Annotated in this window: 13 protein-coding genes and 2 pseudogenes; 10 read left to right on the forward strand and 5 right to left on the reverse strand. The window is 70.8% G+C overall.

Annotated elements, in window-relative coordinates:
* Positions 1 to 108 precede the first annotated feature (108 nt).
* Together ACWGIF_RS19475 and secD are read left to right on the forward strand one after the other, a co-directional pair.
* Positions 109 to 486 (forward strand): hypothetical protein, encoded by a 378-nt coding sequence (locus ACWGIF_RS19475; protein ID WP_453498925.1) that lies wholly within the window; start codon positions 109 to 111, stop codon positions 484 to 486.
* A 99-nt stretch (positions 487 to 585) separates the two neighbouring features.
* On the forward strand, positions 586 to 2934 hold the full coding sequence (gene secD, locus ACWGIF_RS19480; protein ID WP_453498927.1) for a protein translocase subunit SecD: 2349 nt from the start codon (positions 586 to 588) through the stop codon (positions 2932 to 2934).
* 371 nt (positions 2935 to 3305) lie between these two features.
* Here secD and ACWGIF_RS19485 read toward each other — a convergent pair whose 3' ends face one another.
* Together ACWGIF_RS19485 and ACWGIF_RS19490 are read right to left on the reverse strand one after the other, a co-directional pair.
* On the reverse strand, positions 3306 to 3881 hold the full coding sequence (locus ACWGIF_RS19485) for a hypothetical protein (RefSeq protein WP_453498929.1): 576 nt from the start codon (positions 3879 to 3881) through the stop codon (positions 3306 to 3308).
* Between the two features lie 539 nt (positions 3882 to 4420).
* A complete protein-coding gene (locus ACWGIF_RS19490) occupies positions 4421 to 5158 on the reverse strand; it encodes a hypothetical protein (protein WP_453498931.1) in 738 nt (245 codons plus the stop codon).
* A gap of 262 nt (positions 5159 to 5420) precedes the next feature.
* Here ACWGIF_RS19490 and ACWGIF_RS19495 point away from each other — a divergent pair.
* From ACWGIF_RS19495 to ACWGIF_RS19505, 3 genes and pseudogenes are all read left to right on the forward strand, one after another.
* Positions 5421 to 6256 (forward strand): IS5 family transposase gene (locus ACWGIF_RS19495; protein ID WP_453498933.1). Its coding sequence is split into 2 segments (ribosomal slippage): positions 5421 to 5768 and positions 5771 to 6256, totalling 834 coding nucleotides; the frame shifts between segments, so codons are not numbered across the junction.
* A 348-nt stretch (positions 6257 to 6604) separates the two neighbouring features.
* Complete coding sequence (locus ACWGIF_RS19500; RefSeq protein WP_453498935.1) at positions 6605 to 10726, forward strand: hypothetical protein; 4122 nt, start codon at positions 6605 to 6607, stop codon at positions 10724 to 10726.
* Between the two features lie 194 nt (positions 10727 to 10920).
* Positions 10921 to 11502: pseudogene (locus ACWGIF_RS19505) on the forward strand (transposase family protein); the annotation flags it as partial.
* Positions 11503 to 11693: 191 nt separating this feature from the next.
* On the opposite strand, the gene ACWGIF_RS19510 reads toward ACWGIF_RS19505, so the two are convergent.
* The gene (locus ACWGIF_RS19510; protein WP_453498937.1) at positions 11694 to 12074 is read right to left on the reverse strand and encodes a winged helix-turn-helix transcriptional regulator; all 381 of its coding nucleotides are present in this window, start codon (positions 12072 to 12074) and stop codon (positions 11694 to 11696) included.
* A 123-nt stretch (positions 12075 to 12197) separates the two neighbouring features.
* Here ACWGIF_RS19510 and ACWGIF_RS19515 point away from each other — a divergent pair, with 123 nt between their 5' ends.
* A complete protein-coding gene (locus tag ACWGIF_RS19515; RefSeq protein WP_453498939.1) occupies positions 12198 to 12605 on the forward strand; it encodes a RidA family protein in 408 nt (135 codons plus the stop codon).
* 231 nt (positions 12606 to 12836) lie between these two features.
* Here the strand turns inward: ACWGIF_RS19515 and ACWGIF_RS19520 are convergent, their stop codons facing one another.
* Positions 12837 to 13217, reverse strand: coding sequence for an Hsp20/alpha crystallin family protein (locus tag ACWGIF_RS19520; protein ID WP_453498941.1), 381 nt, complete (start codon positions 13215 to 13217; stop codon positions 12837 to 12839).
* 270 nt (positions 13218 to 13487) lie between these two features.
* Between ACWGIF_RS19520 and ACWGIF_RS19525 the strand changes: the two genes are divergently transcribed.
* From ACWGIF_RS19525 to ACWGIF_RS19540, 4 genes and pseudogenes are all read left to right on the forward strand, one after another.
* Complete coding sequence (locus tag ACWGIF_RS19525) at positions 13488 to 13709, forward strand: hypothetical protein (protein WP_453498943.1); 222 nt, start codon at positions 13488 to 13490, stop codon at positions 13707 to 13709.
* 74 nt (positions 13710 to 13783) lie between these two features.
* Positions 13784 to 14228: pseudogene (locus ACWGIF_RS19530) on the forward strand (IS5 family transposase); the annotation flags it as partial.
* 296 nt (positions 14229 to 14524) lie between these two features.
* Positions 14525 to 15649 carry a glutamate--cysteine ligase gene (locus tag ACWGIF_RS19535; protein WP_453498945.1) on the forward strand — a complete coding sequence of 375 codons (1125 nt, stop codon included), beginning with the start codon at positions 14525 to 14527 and terminating at the stop codon, positions 15647 to 15649.
* Between the two features lie 153 nt (positions 15650 to 15802).
* The gene (locus ACWGIF_RS19540; RefSeq protein ID WP_453498989.1) at positions 15803 to 15976 is read left to right on the forward strand and encodes a hypothetical protein; all 174 of its coding nucleotides are present in this window, start codon (positions 15803 to 15805) and stop codon (positions 15974 to 15976) included.
* Between the two features lie 758 nt (positions 15977 to 16734).
* Here ACWGIF_RS19540 and ACWGIF_RS19545 read toward each other — a convergent pair.
* Complete coding sequence (locus ACWGIF_RS19545) at positions 16735 to 17415, reverse strand: NAD(P)H oxidoreductase (RefSeq protein ID WP_453498947.1); 681 nt, start codon at positions 17413 to 17415, stop codon at positions 16735 to 16737.
* Between the last annotated feature and the right edge of the window lie 51 nt (positions 17416 to 17466).

Below are 17466 nucleotides of genomic sequence, written 5' to 3' on the forward strand. Positions count from 1 at the left end.
TCCGAAGAACTGCCGAGGAACACGGAACGGACCGGGGCGCCCCATACGTTGAGCAGGGAGGGGCCACGCCGTGCGCACCCGACGAGCACCGAAGGGATGGGGGGACGCGTGCCGCAACAGAGCCACTCCGCGCGCCTGGCCGCGTCCGCGCTGACCCTCGTCGTCACCGTCCTCGCGCTGTTCGTCCCGGTGGCCGGGGCGCAGGGCATGCCCATGCCCGCCGACAGGCCGCTCGCCCACCACACGGTGGCGGGGCACGCCGGACAAGGGGCAGGACCGGACGACGTCCCGGCGCGGCATGTCGCGGTCACGCACCGACCTGACGCCCACATCCCGGGCCCGCAGCCTGCGGGCCCCGCGCGTACGGCCGTCGACACGGCCCCGAGCCGCGCCCTGGGCGGGCCCGACACGGGCCCCGCCACCGCACTCGCGCCGCCGCGCAGGCCGGCCGAGTCCGCCGCCCCGCGCGGCCCGCCCCACCGATGAGCACGCAGACCGTCATCGACGCCTGACCCTTCTGACCCGGCGCGCACCGCGCGGGGCCGGTCACGCGTCCCTCCGTCCTGCCCTCATCGTGGAGTACGCATGTCTCGCGCACCCTTGTCCCGCCCACCCTTGTGGAGGGCGATCGTCGCGCTGGCAGCCGTCGCGCTGTCCCTCTACATCGCCCTCACCCAATCCGCCCGCCTCGGCCTCGATCTGCGCGGCGGCACCCAGATCGTCCTGGAGACCCGGGACTCACCCACCGTCAAGGCCGACGCCGCATCCACCGACCGCGCTCTGGAGGTCCTCAGGCAGCGCGTCGACGCCCTCGGCGTCTCCGAACCCGGCATCGCCCGCTCCGGCGAGAAACGGATCATCGTCGAACTGCCCGGAGTGCAGGACCCACGCAAGGCCGCCGAGGTCATCGGCCGCACCGCACAGCTCACGGTCCACCCGGTGACGGGGGCGACGGCCGACAAGGGCTCCGCGAAGCCCGAGGCCGACGGATCGCGCACCCTGCCCGACCCGGACCAGCCGGGCAACCACCTGAAGCTGGGCCCCACCGCCCTCACCGGCGAGGGGGTCGAGGACGCCGAGGCGGTCCTGGACCAGCAGTCGCTCAGCGGCTGGATGGTCTCCCTCGACTTCCGCAAGGGCGCGGGCGACAACTGGGCGAAGATCACCTCGGACGCGGCCTGCGCGCCTCAGGGCGCTCCGGAACGCCGCGTCGTCATCACCCTCGACAACAAGATCATCTCGGCGCCCGGCGTCACCGCGGACGTGGTGTGCGGGACCGGTATCACCGGCGGCTCCACGCAGATCAGCGGCGGCTTCGGCCAGGCCGAGGCGCGCGAGCTGGCGGCGCTCGTGAAGGGCGGCGCGCTGCCGGTGCCCCTCGACGTCGTGGAGCAGCGCACGGTCGGCCCGACGCTCGGCGCCGACGCAATCGAGGCGAGCACCAAGGCCGCGCTCATCGGCATCGCCCTGACCGCACTGTTCATCACCGTCGTCTACCGGCTCCTTGGCGCGCTCGCCGCCTTGGCCCTCGCGCTGTACGGCCTCATCTCGTACGCCGCTCTGGTGGCGCTCGGCGCGACGCTCACGCTGCCGGGGCTCGCCGGGTTCGTCCTGGCGATCGGCATGGCGGTGGACGCGAACGTCCTGGTCTTCGAACGGGCCAGGGAGGAGTACCTGAGCGTCCGTTCCAAGGACTTGGCGAAGCCGGTGAAGACCGGCTTCGCGAAGGCGTGGAGCGCGGTGATCGACTCGAACGTGACGACGCTGCTCGCCGCGGGATTGCTGTTCTTCTTCGCCACGGGCCCGGTCAAGGGCTTCGGGGTCACCCTGTGCATCGGCGTCCTGGCATCGATGCTCACGGCGCTCGTGATCACCCGCGCGCTCGCGGACTTCACCGTCGCCCGCAGCTTCGTACGCAAGCGCCCCGGTCTGACGGGCATCGCCTCGACGGGCCGGGTCCGCACATGGCTGTCCCGCCACAACCCGAACCTGGTCCGCCACCGTCGCCGCTGGCTCGGCGCGAGCGCACTCCTGGTGGCGGTGGCCGTCGCAGGAATCCTCATCCGCGGCCTGGACTTCGGCGTGGAGTTCACCGGCGGCCGCCTCGTCGAGTACAGCACCAGCAGGTCCGTCGACGCGGACACGGCCCGGAACGCCGTGTCCGACGCGGGGTTCCCGCGCGCGGTGGTGCAGGAGTCCGGCGACGGCGACATCACCGTACGCACGGAGAAGCTCACCGACGACGAACAGCAGCGCGTCAAGGCGGCCTTGGAGGAGCCCGGCGGAACCGTCACGGTGGAGCGTGACGAACAGATCGGCCCGAGCCTCGGCAGCGAACTGCGCCACAAGGCGCTCCTGGCCCTGGGCATCGCGGTGGCCGCCCAGCTGATCTACCTCAGCGTGCGGTTCCGCTGGACCCTGGCGGCAGCGGCAGTCTCTGCGATGGTCCACGACGTCCTCCTCGTGGTGGGCCTGTTCGCCTGGCTGGGCAGGCCGGTGGACAGCGTCTTCCTGGCGGCGCTGCTCACGGTGATCGGCTACTCCGTGAACGACACGGTGGTCGTCTTCGACCGCGTCCGCGAAGCGCGCCGCCGGGATCCCCGAGGCGACCTGGAGAAGACGGCCAACCACGCGGTGGTCCAGACACTCCCGCGCACGGTGAACACGGGTATGGGAGCCCTGTTCATCCTGACCGCACTGGCGGTACTGGGCGGCGACTCGCTGGCGGACTTCTCCGTGGCGCTGATCGCGGGCGTCCTGGTCGGCATCGCCTCGACCATCTTCACCGCGGTCCCGATCGCGATCGCCCTGGAACACCGCAACCCGACACCCCCACCGGCACGGGACCGTCGCGCCGCGAAGGAAGTCCCTGACGGGTACCGCCCGTTGGAGGCGCGGAGGAAGAAGGAGAGGGGGACGGGGGCGGTCGTCTGAGCCCGCGAGGACGGTCCTGAGGCCGAGGGCAGCCTCCATCACACGCCGACCGGGCCTCCATGGAGCTCCGACAACCGCGGCAACGCTCCGTGGAGGCCCGGTCGGCACGATGCCCGGGGAAGCGGCACCTCTGTCACCATCATGACTTTCGGTCACGGGATGTTACGCATTCGCTTCCGGATTTCCTCACCGCCGTCCACCACGCGATCCGCCGGTTCGCCCACGCCGCAGCTCTCGCCGGCCCCGCCGTAGACGCGGACCGGGTCTCCTACCTCAAGTGCGTCCGCATCATCCGCCGAAGCGTCCCGTGAGCCACTACGGCCAAGCTCACACGCTCCCTTACTCAGGCCGCGCAAGAGGCACGCAGCCGCTTACTCCCAGCCCGCCGGAACCGGAACTGCCCCCGGGCGATCAAGAAGCCCAACCGGTGGCCCGTGCTGCGGACCCGCGCTAAACGGGGTGCGGCCTCGGTGGGCGGCGCCGACCACCGTGTCGTTCTGGAGAGCGCGCGGGCCGGTGGGGTCCAGCAGGACGAGTTCGGTGTACGCCGCCACCTCGCCCGCTCCGGTCACGGCCGCGACCGTCATCACCTCCCCGCCCCGCTCGATGATCAACTGTTGGAGCGCGTGCAGCCGCTGCGCCGTCCAGACCTGGATCCGCTCGTCCATGTCCCCGCCGAGCGCATCCTCCATCGCCCCGCGGACCGCGGCGGCAGCCGGCGCCCAGGCATCGGGGATCAGGCCGTGCCAGGTGTGGAGCTCGTAGCCGGGTGGGGCCGGGACCGGCGCGGGCCCGACGGCGGGGAGTTCCTGTTCGTACCAGCCCATCGGCAGTACGTTCTCGAACCCCACCGACTCCGCGAACGCCTGCCCCGGAGCGCCCAAGTCCACCAAGGCCGCGACCGAGGTCCGGCCCCCAGCGAGCAGTTCCCCGCGGACCGCTCCCACAAGGCGGTCCCCACGCCACGCCGCCGCTCCTGGAGACGCACGGTCTGTACGTCTAGGAAGGCGGTGTGCGTGTTGCCCTTCTCCGTGAGCAGGAGCAGAGCCGCCACGCCCGCGCCATGATCCGGGCTGAGGAACGCACTGGGCGCCTTCATCCGCCCATCTCTGTGCCGACATGGTCCGAGAGGACCGTCAGATCCGGGCTGGTCTACCGATGCGGACGCCGACGAGCTGGAAGCCGGCGACGAAGCCGAAATCGCTCACCAGGGTGCCGCCCCGGGCGAAGTGGAAGCTCACCAAGCGCGGCTTCGGCCCCTGGACGAGCGGCGGCAGGCGGCGCCTCCGCTACAGCGGCAGTCACGCCCGCGGTGGCGGGTGCGGCCGTGGCCTGCTGTTGCGAGCGCCGGAAGAGGGCTGCCGACCCCTTTTGCGGGCTGCTGCAGCCCGGGGGTCCGTTGCCGGGGGAGGGGCTCAGAAGCCGTTGTCTTTCCGATCATGGGGGACATGGGTTCGAGGATCAGTTGGCTGGACGGCCGCGCAGGCTACTGGGGCCGTCGGAGGTCGCCGATGCGGCGCAGTTCAGGGTGGTCGACGTCGTTGTTGCCGATGACGATGCTTGCTTGCGTGGCCGGGTCGGCCTCGGCGAGGTACTGCCGACAGGCTGCGTGGTAGCGGTTGTCGAAGGCCTTCTCGGCCTGTTCAAGTCCGCCGAAGAGCGCGGCGTCCCGTGTAGTGCCGCGCCGGCGGGCGACGGGGAAGCTGGTGTCGGCGAACACGACTTCGTCCCACAGGGGGGCCAGTTCGCTGCACTGGAGGAAGCTGCCGTCCACGATCAGCACCGCTTGGGCCGGCGCGGTGACGGGGGGTTCGTAGATCTGCTGGTCGCTGGCCAGGTCGATGATGCGACCGCGGTAGCGGCGGTCGCCGCCTGGGCCCAGCGGTGTGAGTACTGTCCGTGCGAACGCGGGAAGGTCGTAGGCGTCCTGGTAGTAGCCGATTGCTGAGTCGCGGCCCTGCCGGTGGCGGTGGGCGCGCGGGTGGTGGAATCCGTCCATGGACAGGTGAATCGCGGGTCGGCCGCGACTGGCGACCGCAGATGCCAGTGCACGGGCCAGGGTTGTCTTCCCTGCGGCGGTGATACCGTCCACCGCGACACGAAGCGGATGCCCGAGGTCCCGGGCCGTAAGGTGATCAGCGATCCGGCCAATGACCTGGTCGCGGGTGGGCTGGCCCGAGCGATCGTCAGGTTGGGTCGCACTGGTCTTGATCAGTTCTGCCACCCTGTGGATCCTATAACGTGCTGGCGTCGGCAAGCTGATCAGAGGGTCACCGCCACGGTTGAGAGGGAGGCGCCGTCCACACTGACGGCGGGGAGCGCCGCAGCCATCCGAGCCGTGGTCCGGCTGCCGTGAGTTGGTGTGGATCTGTCCGGCGCCCGTACCGCCGTGCCGAAGGCCCCTTCCCCCTGCCGACATCGGCCCGCACGGAGGCGTGAATAAGAGGTCCTAACAGAAGCTGTTGATCATGTGACTTTCGGTTCGGATGGTCGTTGGTCTGACCGTGGGGAAACGTCAGTCGCGGCCATGGATCGTGTCGGATGAACTGTGGTCGCTCATCGAGCCGTTGCTGCCTGCGCCGGCGGCCAAGCAGGTGGAGGGGCGCCCTCGGGTGCCGGACCGGCAGGCCCTGTGCGGGATCCTGTTCGTGCTGCATACCGGGATCCAGTGGGAGTACCTGCCGCAGGAGCTGGGCTTCGGATCAGGCATGACCTGCCGGCGGCGTCTGGCCGCGTGGAACGAGGCCGGCGTCTGGGACCAACTGCACCTGGTGCTGCTGAAAAAGCTGCGGGTCGCGAAGAAGCTGGACTGGTCGCGGGCGGTGATCGACTCCTCCCACGTCCGGGCCGCTCGACGGGGCCCAAAAGCGGGCCCAGCCCGGTCGACCGAGCACGTCCGGGCAGCAAGCACCACCTCGTCGTCGACGGCCAGGGCATCCCACTCGCCGTCTCACTGACCGGCGGCAACCGCAACGACGTCACCCAGCTGATACCCCTGCTGCAGAAGATCCCATCGGTCGCCGGCCTGGTCGGACGGCCACGCAAACGACCCGACAGTCTGCTCGGCGACCGCGGCTACGACCACGACAAATACCGCCGTCTCGTCTGGGCCCTGGGCATCAAACCCGTGATCGCCCGCCGCGGCGTCCCGCACGGTTCCGGCCTCGGCGTCCACCGGTGGGTCGTGGAACGGACCATCGCATGGCTCCACGGCTTCCGGCGACTACGGATCCGGTGGGAACGACGCGACGACATCCACGAGGCCTTCCTCGGCCTCGCCACCTGCCTCATCACCCACCGCCACGTCCAACGCCTTTGTTAGGACCCCTAAGCCCGGGCCTCGCCTGCGGCCCGGACTGCTACGACGCGATGGCGGACGAAGTCGGCGAGCATGCCCGCCGGTTCCACGGGGCGTAGGAGTTGCGCTGCCCTGCCATTCCGCACGGACGGGTCGCAGTCCTCGGGCGTCTGCGTCACCTGATGGGTCGATAGCTGCCGCGTTACGGCTGTCCGTGGTCCGGCCGACGCCGGAACCGCGGGCCGCTGGCCCGCTGTGGCGCTCAAGAGTGGACCCGAAGGCTAACGCCTCGATGTCGGGGCAGCGCAACTACTCCTGACGCCCCAGAATCCCCCGGACCCGCTGTCAGAACCGCCTGGCAAGATCACACGTATGACCAGCAACACCGGAACTCCAGTCCCGCTCCCAGTCAATCATCGCATCTCCGAGACGTACGCCGACTGGGCACGTACTCAGGGGCCCGGCGTCGAAACCGACGCCCGCGACATGCTGGAACGGGCGGGCAGCAGCCGGCACCGGGCCTGGGAGAAGCCCGGCCGGTTCGTAGACGACGCCGAGCGCCTGGCCCGGGGCCTGCCGGCCGCCCACCTGCCCTGGTTCTGGGACACCATCGGTCATTGGATGCTGGAGACGCACCGCCGCTCCGCCGCCCGCGCCTACGCGCAGGCGCGCGCCGCCGAGCGCACCCACGCTCTGCCGGTCGATCCCGACTGGCGTCGGGCGAATCAGCTGCTGTTCGCCCGGTTCGGCGCCCTACCCGCCAGTGAACTCAGCGGTGCGGCGGCCTGGTTGGCCGGTGTCCTCGCACCGGACGACGCGCACCACGAGTTCGTCCGCCTCCTGAGCGCCTGGGCGGCGTCCCCCGGCGAGCTTCCCGCCGATCTTGCCCGCCGGGTCCGGGACTCGGCCCGCGCGGCCGGGCTCGGCAGCGAGGAGGAGGCCCGGGTGCTGGGCAGGGTGCTGGCCGCGGCCCGAGGCAAGGCCATACCCGACCGGCTGCTCGACGCGGCCGCCGGCCCGCTCGGCGACCACCCGCCCGCCGACGAACAGGCCACCACCCTCCTCGACCTGTTTCCCGAGTCGAAGAACGACGCAGCTGCCTGGCTGCGACTGCTCATCGCGTGCGGCGCCGCCGATGCGGCCGCGGCCGGGCGGATCACCCCGGAGGGCGGCCTCGGCGACTGGCTGCGCCGGTACGCCGCCGGATACTCGCACCGCACGGTCAGCGGCGGTGGGGTGACCCGCCAGCCCATGCCCGCGGAACTCTTGGACCTGGTGGGCCGCTTCGCCCCGCTGCTGCGCGCGCACGGCACCCCGGTCCGGCTGCACGAGGACCGCTACCGGTGGCCGCATCTGGACGCCGACCTCCTCGACCTCTGCCTCGCCGAGGGCGTACCCGTCCACGACCCCGGTGCTGCGATCAGCCTGGAGTTCTGGGGTGAGCACTCCCAGCGCGACCTCAAGGCGCTCGCCGCCGACCCGGTGTTCGGCCCCCGGCTGGAAGGCACCGTGCACGCCGGGCTCCGCACCCGTGGCGGCACTGCGATCAGCGGCACTGCCATCAGCCGGCTCCCTCACAATCCGGGCATCACGGCCGAGGTGCACGCCCGCGTCGAGAAGCTGCTCGACGCCCTGCGCGGCGGGGGACTCGCCGCCGCCGATGAGGCCGTCGACGAGCTGCGCGGCCTCCTCGACCGGCCCACCGTCGTCGCCCTGGACGGCATCGAGGAGGCCCTCGACGCACTCGACCTCACCGGCCCGCTGGCCCGCGCCCTGCGGGCCGGGCTCCCCGAGGAGCTGGGCTGGCCCGCCCTGGACCAGGCCCTCGCCGCGTTCCGGCCCGACGAAACCGTGCACGTCACCTGCACCTGGCCGGTGCTCACCGTGTACGGGGAGACCCACGCCCTCGCCGTCGACCACGCCGGGCTGCGCGCAGAGCACACCCTGGAACTGCCCGACGGAGCACTCGGCCACACCGTGCACTGGGTCGGCGGACAGTTCCTCGTCGCCTGGAACAAGGAGCACAAGGAGAACTCTCCCAACACCGCCTACTGGTCCGACCACCCCAGCGAAAAGTTCGAACCAGAGCAGACGTACGGGCTGCGCCCCTACGGCGGCAGCATCCAGGGCGGCCTCGGCTACCAGTTCGAAACCCCGGACCGGGGCGGCCGGTTCGACGGCGAGCGCGTCCTGCGGGCCGGCGGACGTGGGGGCATCGGCCACCGCGACTACCAGATGCACGACGGCCACGCCTTTTGGAGCACCACGGTGTTCAGCGAGGACCACGGAGGCTGGAACCGCATCGACCCGACCACCGGTGTCCCCACCGCCGACCGCACCCTGCCCGCCTTCCACGACCCCGACCGGTCCCCGCCCGGCACGAAGCCCTTCCCCGACCACCGGATCCTCGCCGCGCTGCCGTCCGGCGCCCCGCCCTCCCCGCTCGGCCAGGACGGCTCACTCACCGGCTGCCGGGTCGACTACCGCACGCCGTACGCGGGTCCTTCGCCGCGCGAGTTCGTGCTGGAGTCCGTCGACGGCCGCACCGCCTCCTACCGCAGCAACAACTGGGGCCGTCGCCCGTGGGGAATCTTTGCCCTGCCGCTCGGCGGTGAGGACGCAGTCCTGGCCGGCGGGACCACCATCCGCTGCCATGCCGCTGGCGACAACTCGTTGCTCTGGCAGGTTCAGGGCTTCCCCGGCAGCCGCCACAGGACCCGGAGCCGGGCCACCCTGGGCGAACTGGCGGGGCCGGTGCCGCCACCTGCCTTCTGGCACTTCCTCACCCCGCGCGACGAGCCCTCGTCCCGTGTCTTGAGGACGGTCACGGACAGTGCGGTGCGCGAGCTGCTGCACCAGGGCATCGGGCGCGCCCTGCCGGGAGTAACCGACCCGCGGGTCCAGGAGGGCGTCGACCGCGCCGTCCGGCTCGCCGCTGACGTCCTGCGTCAGCGCCGGGAGCTGTCCCACCGGGTGGCCGTCATGCGGGCCGGTCCGGTCGTCGAGCTGCCCGACCCGGCGCCGGACAACCGGCTCGTCCCGGCCCTCCACGGCCTGCTGCCCCAGCTGCGCGGCTACGAGGAACGGCAGCCGCAGCCACAGCCCGCCCTCCTCACCTCGGTCGCCGCCGACGGCCGATACCTGCGCGGCGAGATCGACGACGAGGTGCGGGTGCTCGCCCTGCCCGCGCCGCCGTCCGAGTGGGCGGTGCTGACCGGCCGGATCGATGCCGTGGCCTGGCGGACCGTCGTCGCGGCCACCCCCGACGAGCAGCGACAGGCGCTCGCGGCGCTGCTCGGCGTATGGAGCCGGCAGCCGTTCGCGGAGGCCGACAGCTCCTGGCGGACCGGCCGGGCCCCGGAGCACCGGATCGCCGCACTGCGCGCGGACGGTATCGCCGTGGCCTCCGGGCCGGACCGCAGCGGCTTCGCCCCCTTCCTCCAGCGATCAGCCGATCCGGTGCCCACCGATGCCGAAGAGTGCGCCACGCACACCGTCGCCGCCGATGACACCACCCGGCTTCCCCGCCTGCTCGCCATGCTCGCCGAAGAGGGCCCACTGCCGGTGCCCGAGGAGGCCGTGGACCTGTTCCGCTGGCGCACCGGGGTGCCGCGCCCGATCGCCGCCCTGGTCCTCGACGGATTCGCCGGCAGCGACGACTACGGTGCGCACCGCAAGCTGGTCCGCTCCAAGCCGTACAAGGCGGACCAGAACACCCTCTACGCGTACGACGAGTTCCGGCGACGACTCGGGCCGGCCGGCCGACGCACCGTGCTCGCCGCCGCTCTGCCCGGCGACCCGGCGGAGCTCTGGGCCCCTGGCGGGATAACCGCGGCCGCGGAACGCATGGCCGCGGCCTGGACCCAGCTGCTCGGCAGTGCCCCGTACACCGATGACGGCAGCCATGCCGCTGCCCTCGCCGCGGACCACGGACTCCCGGAGATCTGGGCCACGGCCCTGCTCACCGGTCGCCTCGAGAACCCTCTGGAGGCCGACGGCATGCAGGCCGCCGCCACCGCTGTCGCCTGGGCTCTCGCCGAGCGCCCGGTAGAAGACCCTGCGGCGCAGGGTGCCCGCGTCCTACTCGGCGGGCTCACGGACCTGCCCGCCGATCTGCTCACCGCTCTGCGCAGGCTGGCGGACCGGTCCGCCACCACCCCCGTTCCGCCAGGCCAGTACGAGACCAACCCGCTCTTCAGCGTCCCGGACCTGGTGGACGAGGTGGCTGCGGCTCTCGGTGTCAGCCGTGACGCGGCCGCCCTCCAGCTCCAGCTGCACGCTTTCGACCGCCCAGCCGACCGTACCGTCCGCCGCTGGAACTCCTGGTCTATCGATCATCACCGCGCCGTCCGCAAGGAGCTGACCGCCGCAAAGGCCCCGCGCCCCAAACCCGCCGCTCTGGCAGAAGCCCCCGCTGCGGTCCCGGCACCCGCGCACGAGCGGTTCACCCGAGCCTGGGCGGACAGTGCGGCACGGCCAGGAACGAAGGCGTGATGCTGCTGCTGCACGCCTCACGCAGATGCGGCTCCTAAGCCGGAATGCGGCAAAGCCGCTGTAGGACCAGGAGACATCCGGACTGCTGTTGTCTCCGTCGCCCGGGAAAAGAACCAGCCCATGTGCCCTCCCTGCTTGCCGAGCACACAGGATCGAGGACATAGGGCAGCGTCGGCAACTGGGATGATCTTGTTGTGACTGGTGTGATCACGGCGTCGGAGCCGTCCTGGATAGCCCCGTTCACCGGGCTGATCCCGCGCGCCTTCGCCAAGCTGGTGACGGATCTGCGACGCGAGGGTGCGGACGCGGTCCGCAAGGGCCGGCGGTGGAGTCTTCCGCTGGAGCACCGGGCCCTGCTGGTCGCTGCGTACTGGCGCACGAACCTGACGATGCGGCAGCTCGCCCCGCTGTTCGGGGTGTCCAAGTCGGCGGCGGACCGCATCATCGACCACCTCGGACCGATGCTCGCGCTCCAGCCCCGTAAGCGGTTCGCCAAGGACACCGTGCTCATCGTGGACGGCACCCTGGTCCCCACCCGCGACCACACCATCGCCGAGCGGTCGAAGAACTACCGGTACTCCACCAACCACCAGGTCGTCATCGACGCCGACAACCGGCTGGTCGTCGTGGTCGGCCAGCCGCTCGCCGGGAACCGCAACGACTGCAAGGCCTGGGAGGAATCCGGCGCCAAAGCCGCCGTCGGCGAGGCCATGACCATCGCCGAGGGCGGCTACCCGGGCACCGGACTCGTCATCCCGCACCGCCGCGAGCGCGGTTAGACCGAACTCTCGGACTGGAAAGCAGCACACAACACAGACGTCCTTGTGGACGGGCGCATCGCGGACGTGTCAGTTGTCACAGGCCAGCCCGGCCACCAGAAGCCCGGCCCGGGACGGATGGCACCAGGCTCCACGCCCTGGCCGACCTTTCCTCCGTCGTCTCAAGCGGCAGGCGAGCGACTGTCGCGTCAGGCGTCGAAGCGGTGGCGGGAGGCTTCGATGTGGCGGAGGTAGCGGTGGGTCCAGTCGCAGAGTCCGTCGATCGTCACCCGCAGGGCCTGGCCCGGCTCGGTGAGGGCGTACTCGACTCGCGGTGGCACGACGGGGTGCACGGTTCGCTCGAGCAGACCGTAGCGCTCCAGCATGCGCAGGTTCTGGGTGAGCATCTTGTGGCTGATGCCCTCGACCTCGCCGCGTACCTCACTGAAGCGCAGGGTGCGTTCCCCCAGAGCTTCGATGATCAGCAGCGCCCACTTGTTGGCGATGTCCGAGAAGATCTCCCGCGCCAGTGAGTCCGCGCGCCTGAGGTCGGCGTCCTCTGGCGAGCCACTGAACTGCTTGGTCACCATTTGGTTCCCCAGTCACCGAAAAGTGCGTTCTTCCATGTCAGGGGTCACTCTCCTATGGTTTCTGAGTAACCACAAGAGAGCGGCTTTTCGCGGCTGCTCGCAGTTCAAACGGAGGTATGCGGCATGGCCATCACCCTGGTGAACCCCCCTGGATTGCCGGAGATCCCCGTCTACCGGCAGGTTGCGGTCGCGACGGGGTCGAAGCTGGTCTTCATCGCAGGGCAGGTCGCCTGGGGCGCCGATGGTGTCACGGTCGGCGAAGGCGACCTCGCCGCACAGGTCGAGCAGTGTTACGTCAACATCGCCACCGCCCTGGACGGGGTCGGTGCTTCCCTTGACGACGTGGCGAAGCTGACCGTCTATGTTGTCGACTGGACTCCGGACAAGATGCCCTTGCTGCTGGAGGGGATCGCCCGGGCGGCCAAGAGGCTGGGCACCATACCGGTCCCGCCGGCCAGCATGCTGGGCGTCGCTGCGCTGGACGTACCCGAGCACCTGGTGGAGATCGAGGCGACCGCCGTCCTCGACTGAAGACGTCTCTCTCCGTTGAGTGCCGACATCGGCAGGAGCCGTGGCAGCTGTTCATCAGTCGTCAGTCGTCATTTTGCGTGCCAGCGAGCCGACCTCGGCAGCACGGCAGTACACACAGCGAGCCGGCCGGGGAGTTAGCGGCTTGACCCAGGCGACGGCATCGGCCCCTTCGGCAGGAACAAGTTGCCGGATGGGTGTGACCCCGCCGCACCGGGCAGAGCCGTTTCCGGGTCAGCCGGTGATTTCGATGCGGCGGGGCTTTGCCCTCTGTGTTCTGGGGACGCGCACGGTGAGCACGCCGTGGGCCAGTTCCGCGCTGATGTGCTCGGCTTCCGCGTCGGCAGGAAGGCTCATCCGGGAGTCGAACTGTCCGGTCCTGCGAGTCTGCCGCCGAAGGACGCCGACACGTTCCTTCTCCTTGACCTCCCCGTGGACGGCGAGTTCCGAACCGAACCTCGACGGATATCTGATCCCTGCGCAGCCCGGCAGGTCGAGCTCGATCACGTAGGAGTCATCGACCTCTTCGACATCGTCCGCCGGCCCCCAGGGAAGCCCGGCACAAGCCCACCGCCTCGCGGTCTCCTTCCGTGCAGCCCGAAAGATCTTTCGCAACTTCTTGCACGTTGTTAGTGTGTTGATCGCACGCGTGTTCGGGGGTGACTTCCTGAGGGCGCTACCGCAGGGCGGTTAGCCGTCCGGATACACGGAGAGGCGGCTTCAGCCGCCAAGCGATCCAACTGGGTCGTGACGAGATGACATGGGGGAATCTTGTACCGAATCGTCAAACGAGGGCTCACGGCGGGGCTGGGAGCACTCGCAGTCCTGGGGATGACTGCGGGTCCCGCCTCCGCGGCCACGTACAACGGTCCGTCGGGTTGTTATGTGAAGACCCACTACAACTACGTCGAGAATCAGTACACGTGGTACGCGAAGTGCAGCGGGCGATCCGCGGACAACTGGCGTGTGACGGTCACTTTCGAGTACCTGACCAGTCCCGGCGTCTACCAGAACTACACGCTTCCGTGGAAGAAGATGGGGACAGACCATGAAGGCGCCAGCGCTAACGCGCGTGTTGTGAGCGCCTACGGCTGGAAGTTCAAGTAATCGCCATAGGGGCGAGCTCAGTGGACGTCACGACCTTTGGCGTGTCTCTTTGATGAGTTGGTCAGTGATCGGATTTGTCTGTCCGGTTAGTGATCACTGATGCGATGTCGGACCGGATCGAGCCGCTTATGCCGGCCGATCCGGTCCGTGGACGGCGGTGGGCCGACCGCCGCCCCCGCACCCTTGAGGCCATCGCCCGGAAGTACCGCACCAACTCGCCCTGGCGTGACCTGCCGGGCGAGCTCGGTCCGTTCCAGACGCTCACAAACGGCTGGCCAGATGGGCTGTCGACGGCACCTGGGAACGGATCCCGGCCTCGGTCCGGGCCGCGGCGGACGCCGACGACGACATCGACTGGACCGTCTCCGTCGACTCCACCGTCGTCCGAGCCCACCAGCACGCCGCCGGAGCACTCAAAAAGGGGCGGCGGGACGCCGGGAACCAGCCGATCACGCACCCGGACGCTCCCGCGGAGGCCTGAGCACCAAGGTCCACCTTGGGGCCGACGGTCGGGCCCGGTACCGGATGTAAGCGTGGGCCGCAGTGCAGGGCGCCGCGGGACTGTGCCTGTGGCTGGCCCTGGACTACGGCTCCCAGCTGCCGACGACGAAGGACAGCGGGGCCGAGGGCGCCGGGCAGGGCTCGAACCCCGCCAAGCCGTAGCCCGGCCCGCCCATCGCGCCTCGTCGGCGGCGGCGCTCCCGCCTGGTCTGCTGGAGACCCCGGTCCGGCGAGCCGGCTTCCGCATACCGGCGGTGGGCAGGGGCAGGCGTTGACCGATCGGTGAACGGCACGACGAGGCGATGGGCTGCTGCATGCGAAGCGTGGGCGTGGAGGAAGAACTGCTGCTGGCGGACGCGGAGACGGGGGAGCCGCGAGCCGTGGCGGGAGCCGTTCTCGCCGCGGCCGACCGGGCCGGAGCCGGCCCGGACCAGGCCGCCGAGGAGGGGGAGGAGCCGAGCCACACCTTCGAGGCGGAGCTCCAGGAAGAGCAGGTGGAGTTCGCCACGAAGCCGGTGACGGAGATGGGCGAGCTCCACGAGGAGATCGTCCGGTGGCGCGCGGAGGCCGCCAAGCACGCGGCGACGGCGGGCGCGGTCGTGGCGGCGCTCGGCACCTCCCCGCTGGCCGTCCGGCCGTCCCTCTCCCCGGGTCACCGCTACGACTGGGTGTCGCGGCAGTTCGGCATGACCGCCCAGGAGCAACTGACCTGCGGCTGCCACGTCCACGTGTCGGTGGAGTCGGACCAGGAGGGGGTCGCCGTACTGGACCGTATCCGCCCCTGGCTCGCCGTACTGACGGCGATGAGCGCGAATTCCCCCTTCTGGCAGGGCGAGGACACCCACTATGGGAGCTACCGCAGCCGGGTGTGGAACAGGCTCCCCGCCGCCGGCCCCGTGGACGTCTTCGGTTCCGCGGACCGCTACCACGCCGAGGTGAAGGCCATGGTGGACTCCGGTGTGCTGCGCGACAAGGGCATGATCTGGTTCGACGCACGGCTCTCCGCCTCCTACCCCACGGTGGAGGTCAGAGTGGCGGACGTCTGCCTCGACGCGTCCACGCCGGTCCTGCTGGCCGCCCTCGTACGGGGCCTGGTGGAGACCACGGCGAGGTCCTGGAAGGCAGGCGAGCCCGCGCCGCGGGTGAGTACGGGACTGCTCCGGCTCGCCTCCTGGCAGGCCGGCCGCTCGGGCCTCGACGGCCCGCTGCTGCACCCCGAGACCATGCGGGAGACCGCGCCCGCGACGGCTGTCGAGGCGCTGTACCGGCACGTCAGCGACGCGCTGGCCGACGCCGGCGACCAGGAGTCCGTACGGGCCGGCATCGCAGGCCTCCTGGAGCGCGGCAACGGAGCGCGCGTCCAGCGGGCCCTGCTCGGCTCGGAGGGGGACCTGGCCTCGGTCGTCCGGCACTGTGCACGGCGGACCACGGAGGGGTGACCCGGGTCGGGCAGGATCCCGAGCTTGAGTTCCTCGGCGGGCAGCCACACATCACCGTGCAGGTCCTCCCGCACGACGTGTGGGCCCACCCGGGCGTCTCGGGACAGTTCTCCATCCTCGACTTTGCGGACGATCCCGGGGTGGGGGCGGCGGATGGAACGGTTCACCAGCGACCTGTACCTGGAGAAACGGTCCGACGTGCGGCGCTACAGCGTTATGCACGACCACCTTCAGGCCCAGGCCCTGAACCCGGATGGCACCCGCCAGTCCCTCAGCGGTTCCGCCAAGGAGCTTCTGGCCGCCGCATCGCTGCCCCATCGGCCTTGATCGCCGTACCAACAACAGCCCCTGTGCCGCGTACAGCCGCTCGCGCAACCGCCGCCACGGAGGCGGACAGCCTCCCGGGCCGCCGCCAGCGTCTCCCTCCGAGAGCGGCTGCGCCGGTGCTGGTCGCAGCGGGCTGCAAAGGGAGAAGGCGGGTAGCTGTCAGTCACAGCGGGCTGTGGTCCGCCAAGCGGTCCGGGACCTGCGAACCGCGCCCCGCCTCTCCCGCTGGTCGGGACGATGACAGCCCCCTCTTGGGCGGTGTGAACGCGCCCGAAGCCGCCGGCCGGTGCGCGTTCGGTGCCCTCTCCACGGTCAGCGCTGGCTCTGCAGCTGCGGGCGCTCCTAGGAACTGCGCAAGCCCGCACAAAACGGCAGCACTTCGCGGTGAAGCAGGCGCCGCCCGCCAGCACCTCGCGATGGAGGCGGTCGCTGACAGGGGCGCATCACAGGTCCGCAGGCCCAGCTCGGGGTCCAGCTGGCAGTGCGGCACGGGAACATAGGGAAGTGACCGCCCTTGCGGCTCCGCCCCGCATGCTCCCGGCCTGCCCCCCGCTGGCCGGGGCAGGCATGACCCGACGGCCGTCATGCAGAGACGCGTCCGGCTGGTCTGGCGGACCCAGTACCCGGCGGCGCTGCGGGAGGGGGTGGCGTACGAGCGGAAACTGGACCGTCACCGGGCGCTGCTGTTCACCGCGGGCAGCCCCGGCCGCCGGTGCCGCACGTACTGCCGCAGTGTCACCCCGGGGATCCGGAGGCCGTCAGGCCGCGACGAGTTCGTCCGCGAGGAACTCCTCGACGAACTTCCGTGCCCGACGGTCGAAATCGGTGTACTGCGCCTCCCGCTCGGCGCCGGCGACCGCTTCGCCGACCAGCAGATTGCCCTCGGCGTCGATGCGCTGCGATCGCTCCTCCGCGTCCAGGAGCAGACCTACGGTGGAGCGGGAGAAGCCGCAGTAGTAGGCGATGCCGTCGCTCAGGTTGGCCTCGAGGACGGACCGCATCGACTCCGCGATGGGGTCGTCGGCGGTGGCGCCGGCCAGGGCCAGCCACAGCATGCGCTTGCCCGCCAGGCGGGGCTTGCTGCGGCCGTAGGCGAACCCGTAGTTCCATACGCGGTCGATCCATCCCTTGAGGACGGCGGGCACGCTCTGCCAGTACACCGGGAAGACGGCGACGACGACATCGGCGTCGAGGATCCGCCGCATGTGGGTGTGCGTCTCGTCCGAGTACGGCTTCTCCCGGTTGCCCCAGTCCGGCTGGTCCTCCACGTTCATCCGCGGGTCGAACCCCTCGGCGTGCAGGTCGAGCAGGTCGATGCGGTATCCGGCGGCCTCGAGCTGGGCAGCCGCGCGGCGGGCGGTGTGGGCGGTGAGGGAATCGCTGCGGTGGTGCGCGACGACCACGAGGGCTGTCCTGGTGTCACTGCTGTGCTGCGGCACGGTGTCTCCCGAGGGCTCGATCTGTGCAGTGAGTCCAGTACAACCGCGGCA

This window comes from Streptomyces sp. NPDC054849, from assembly GCF_053610945.1.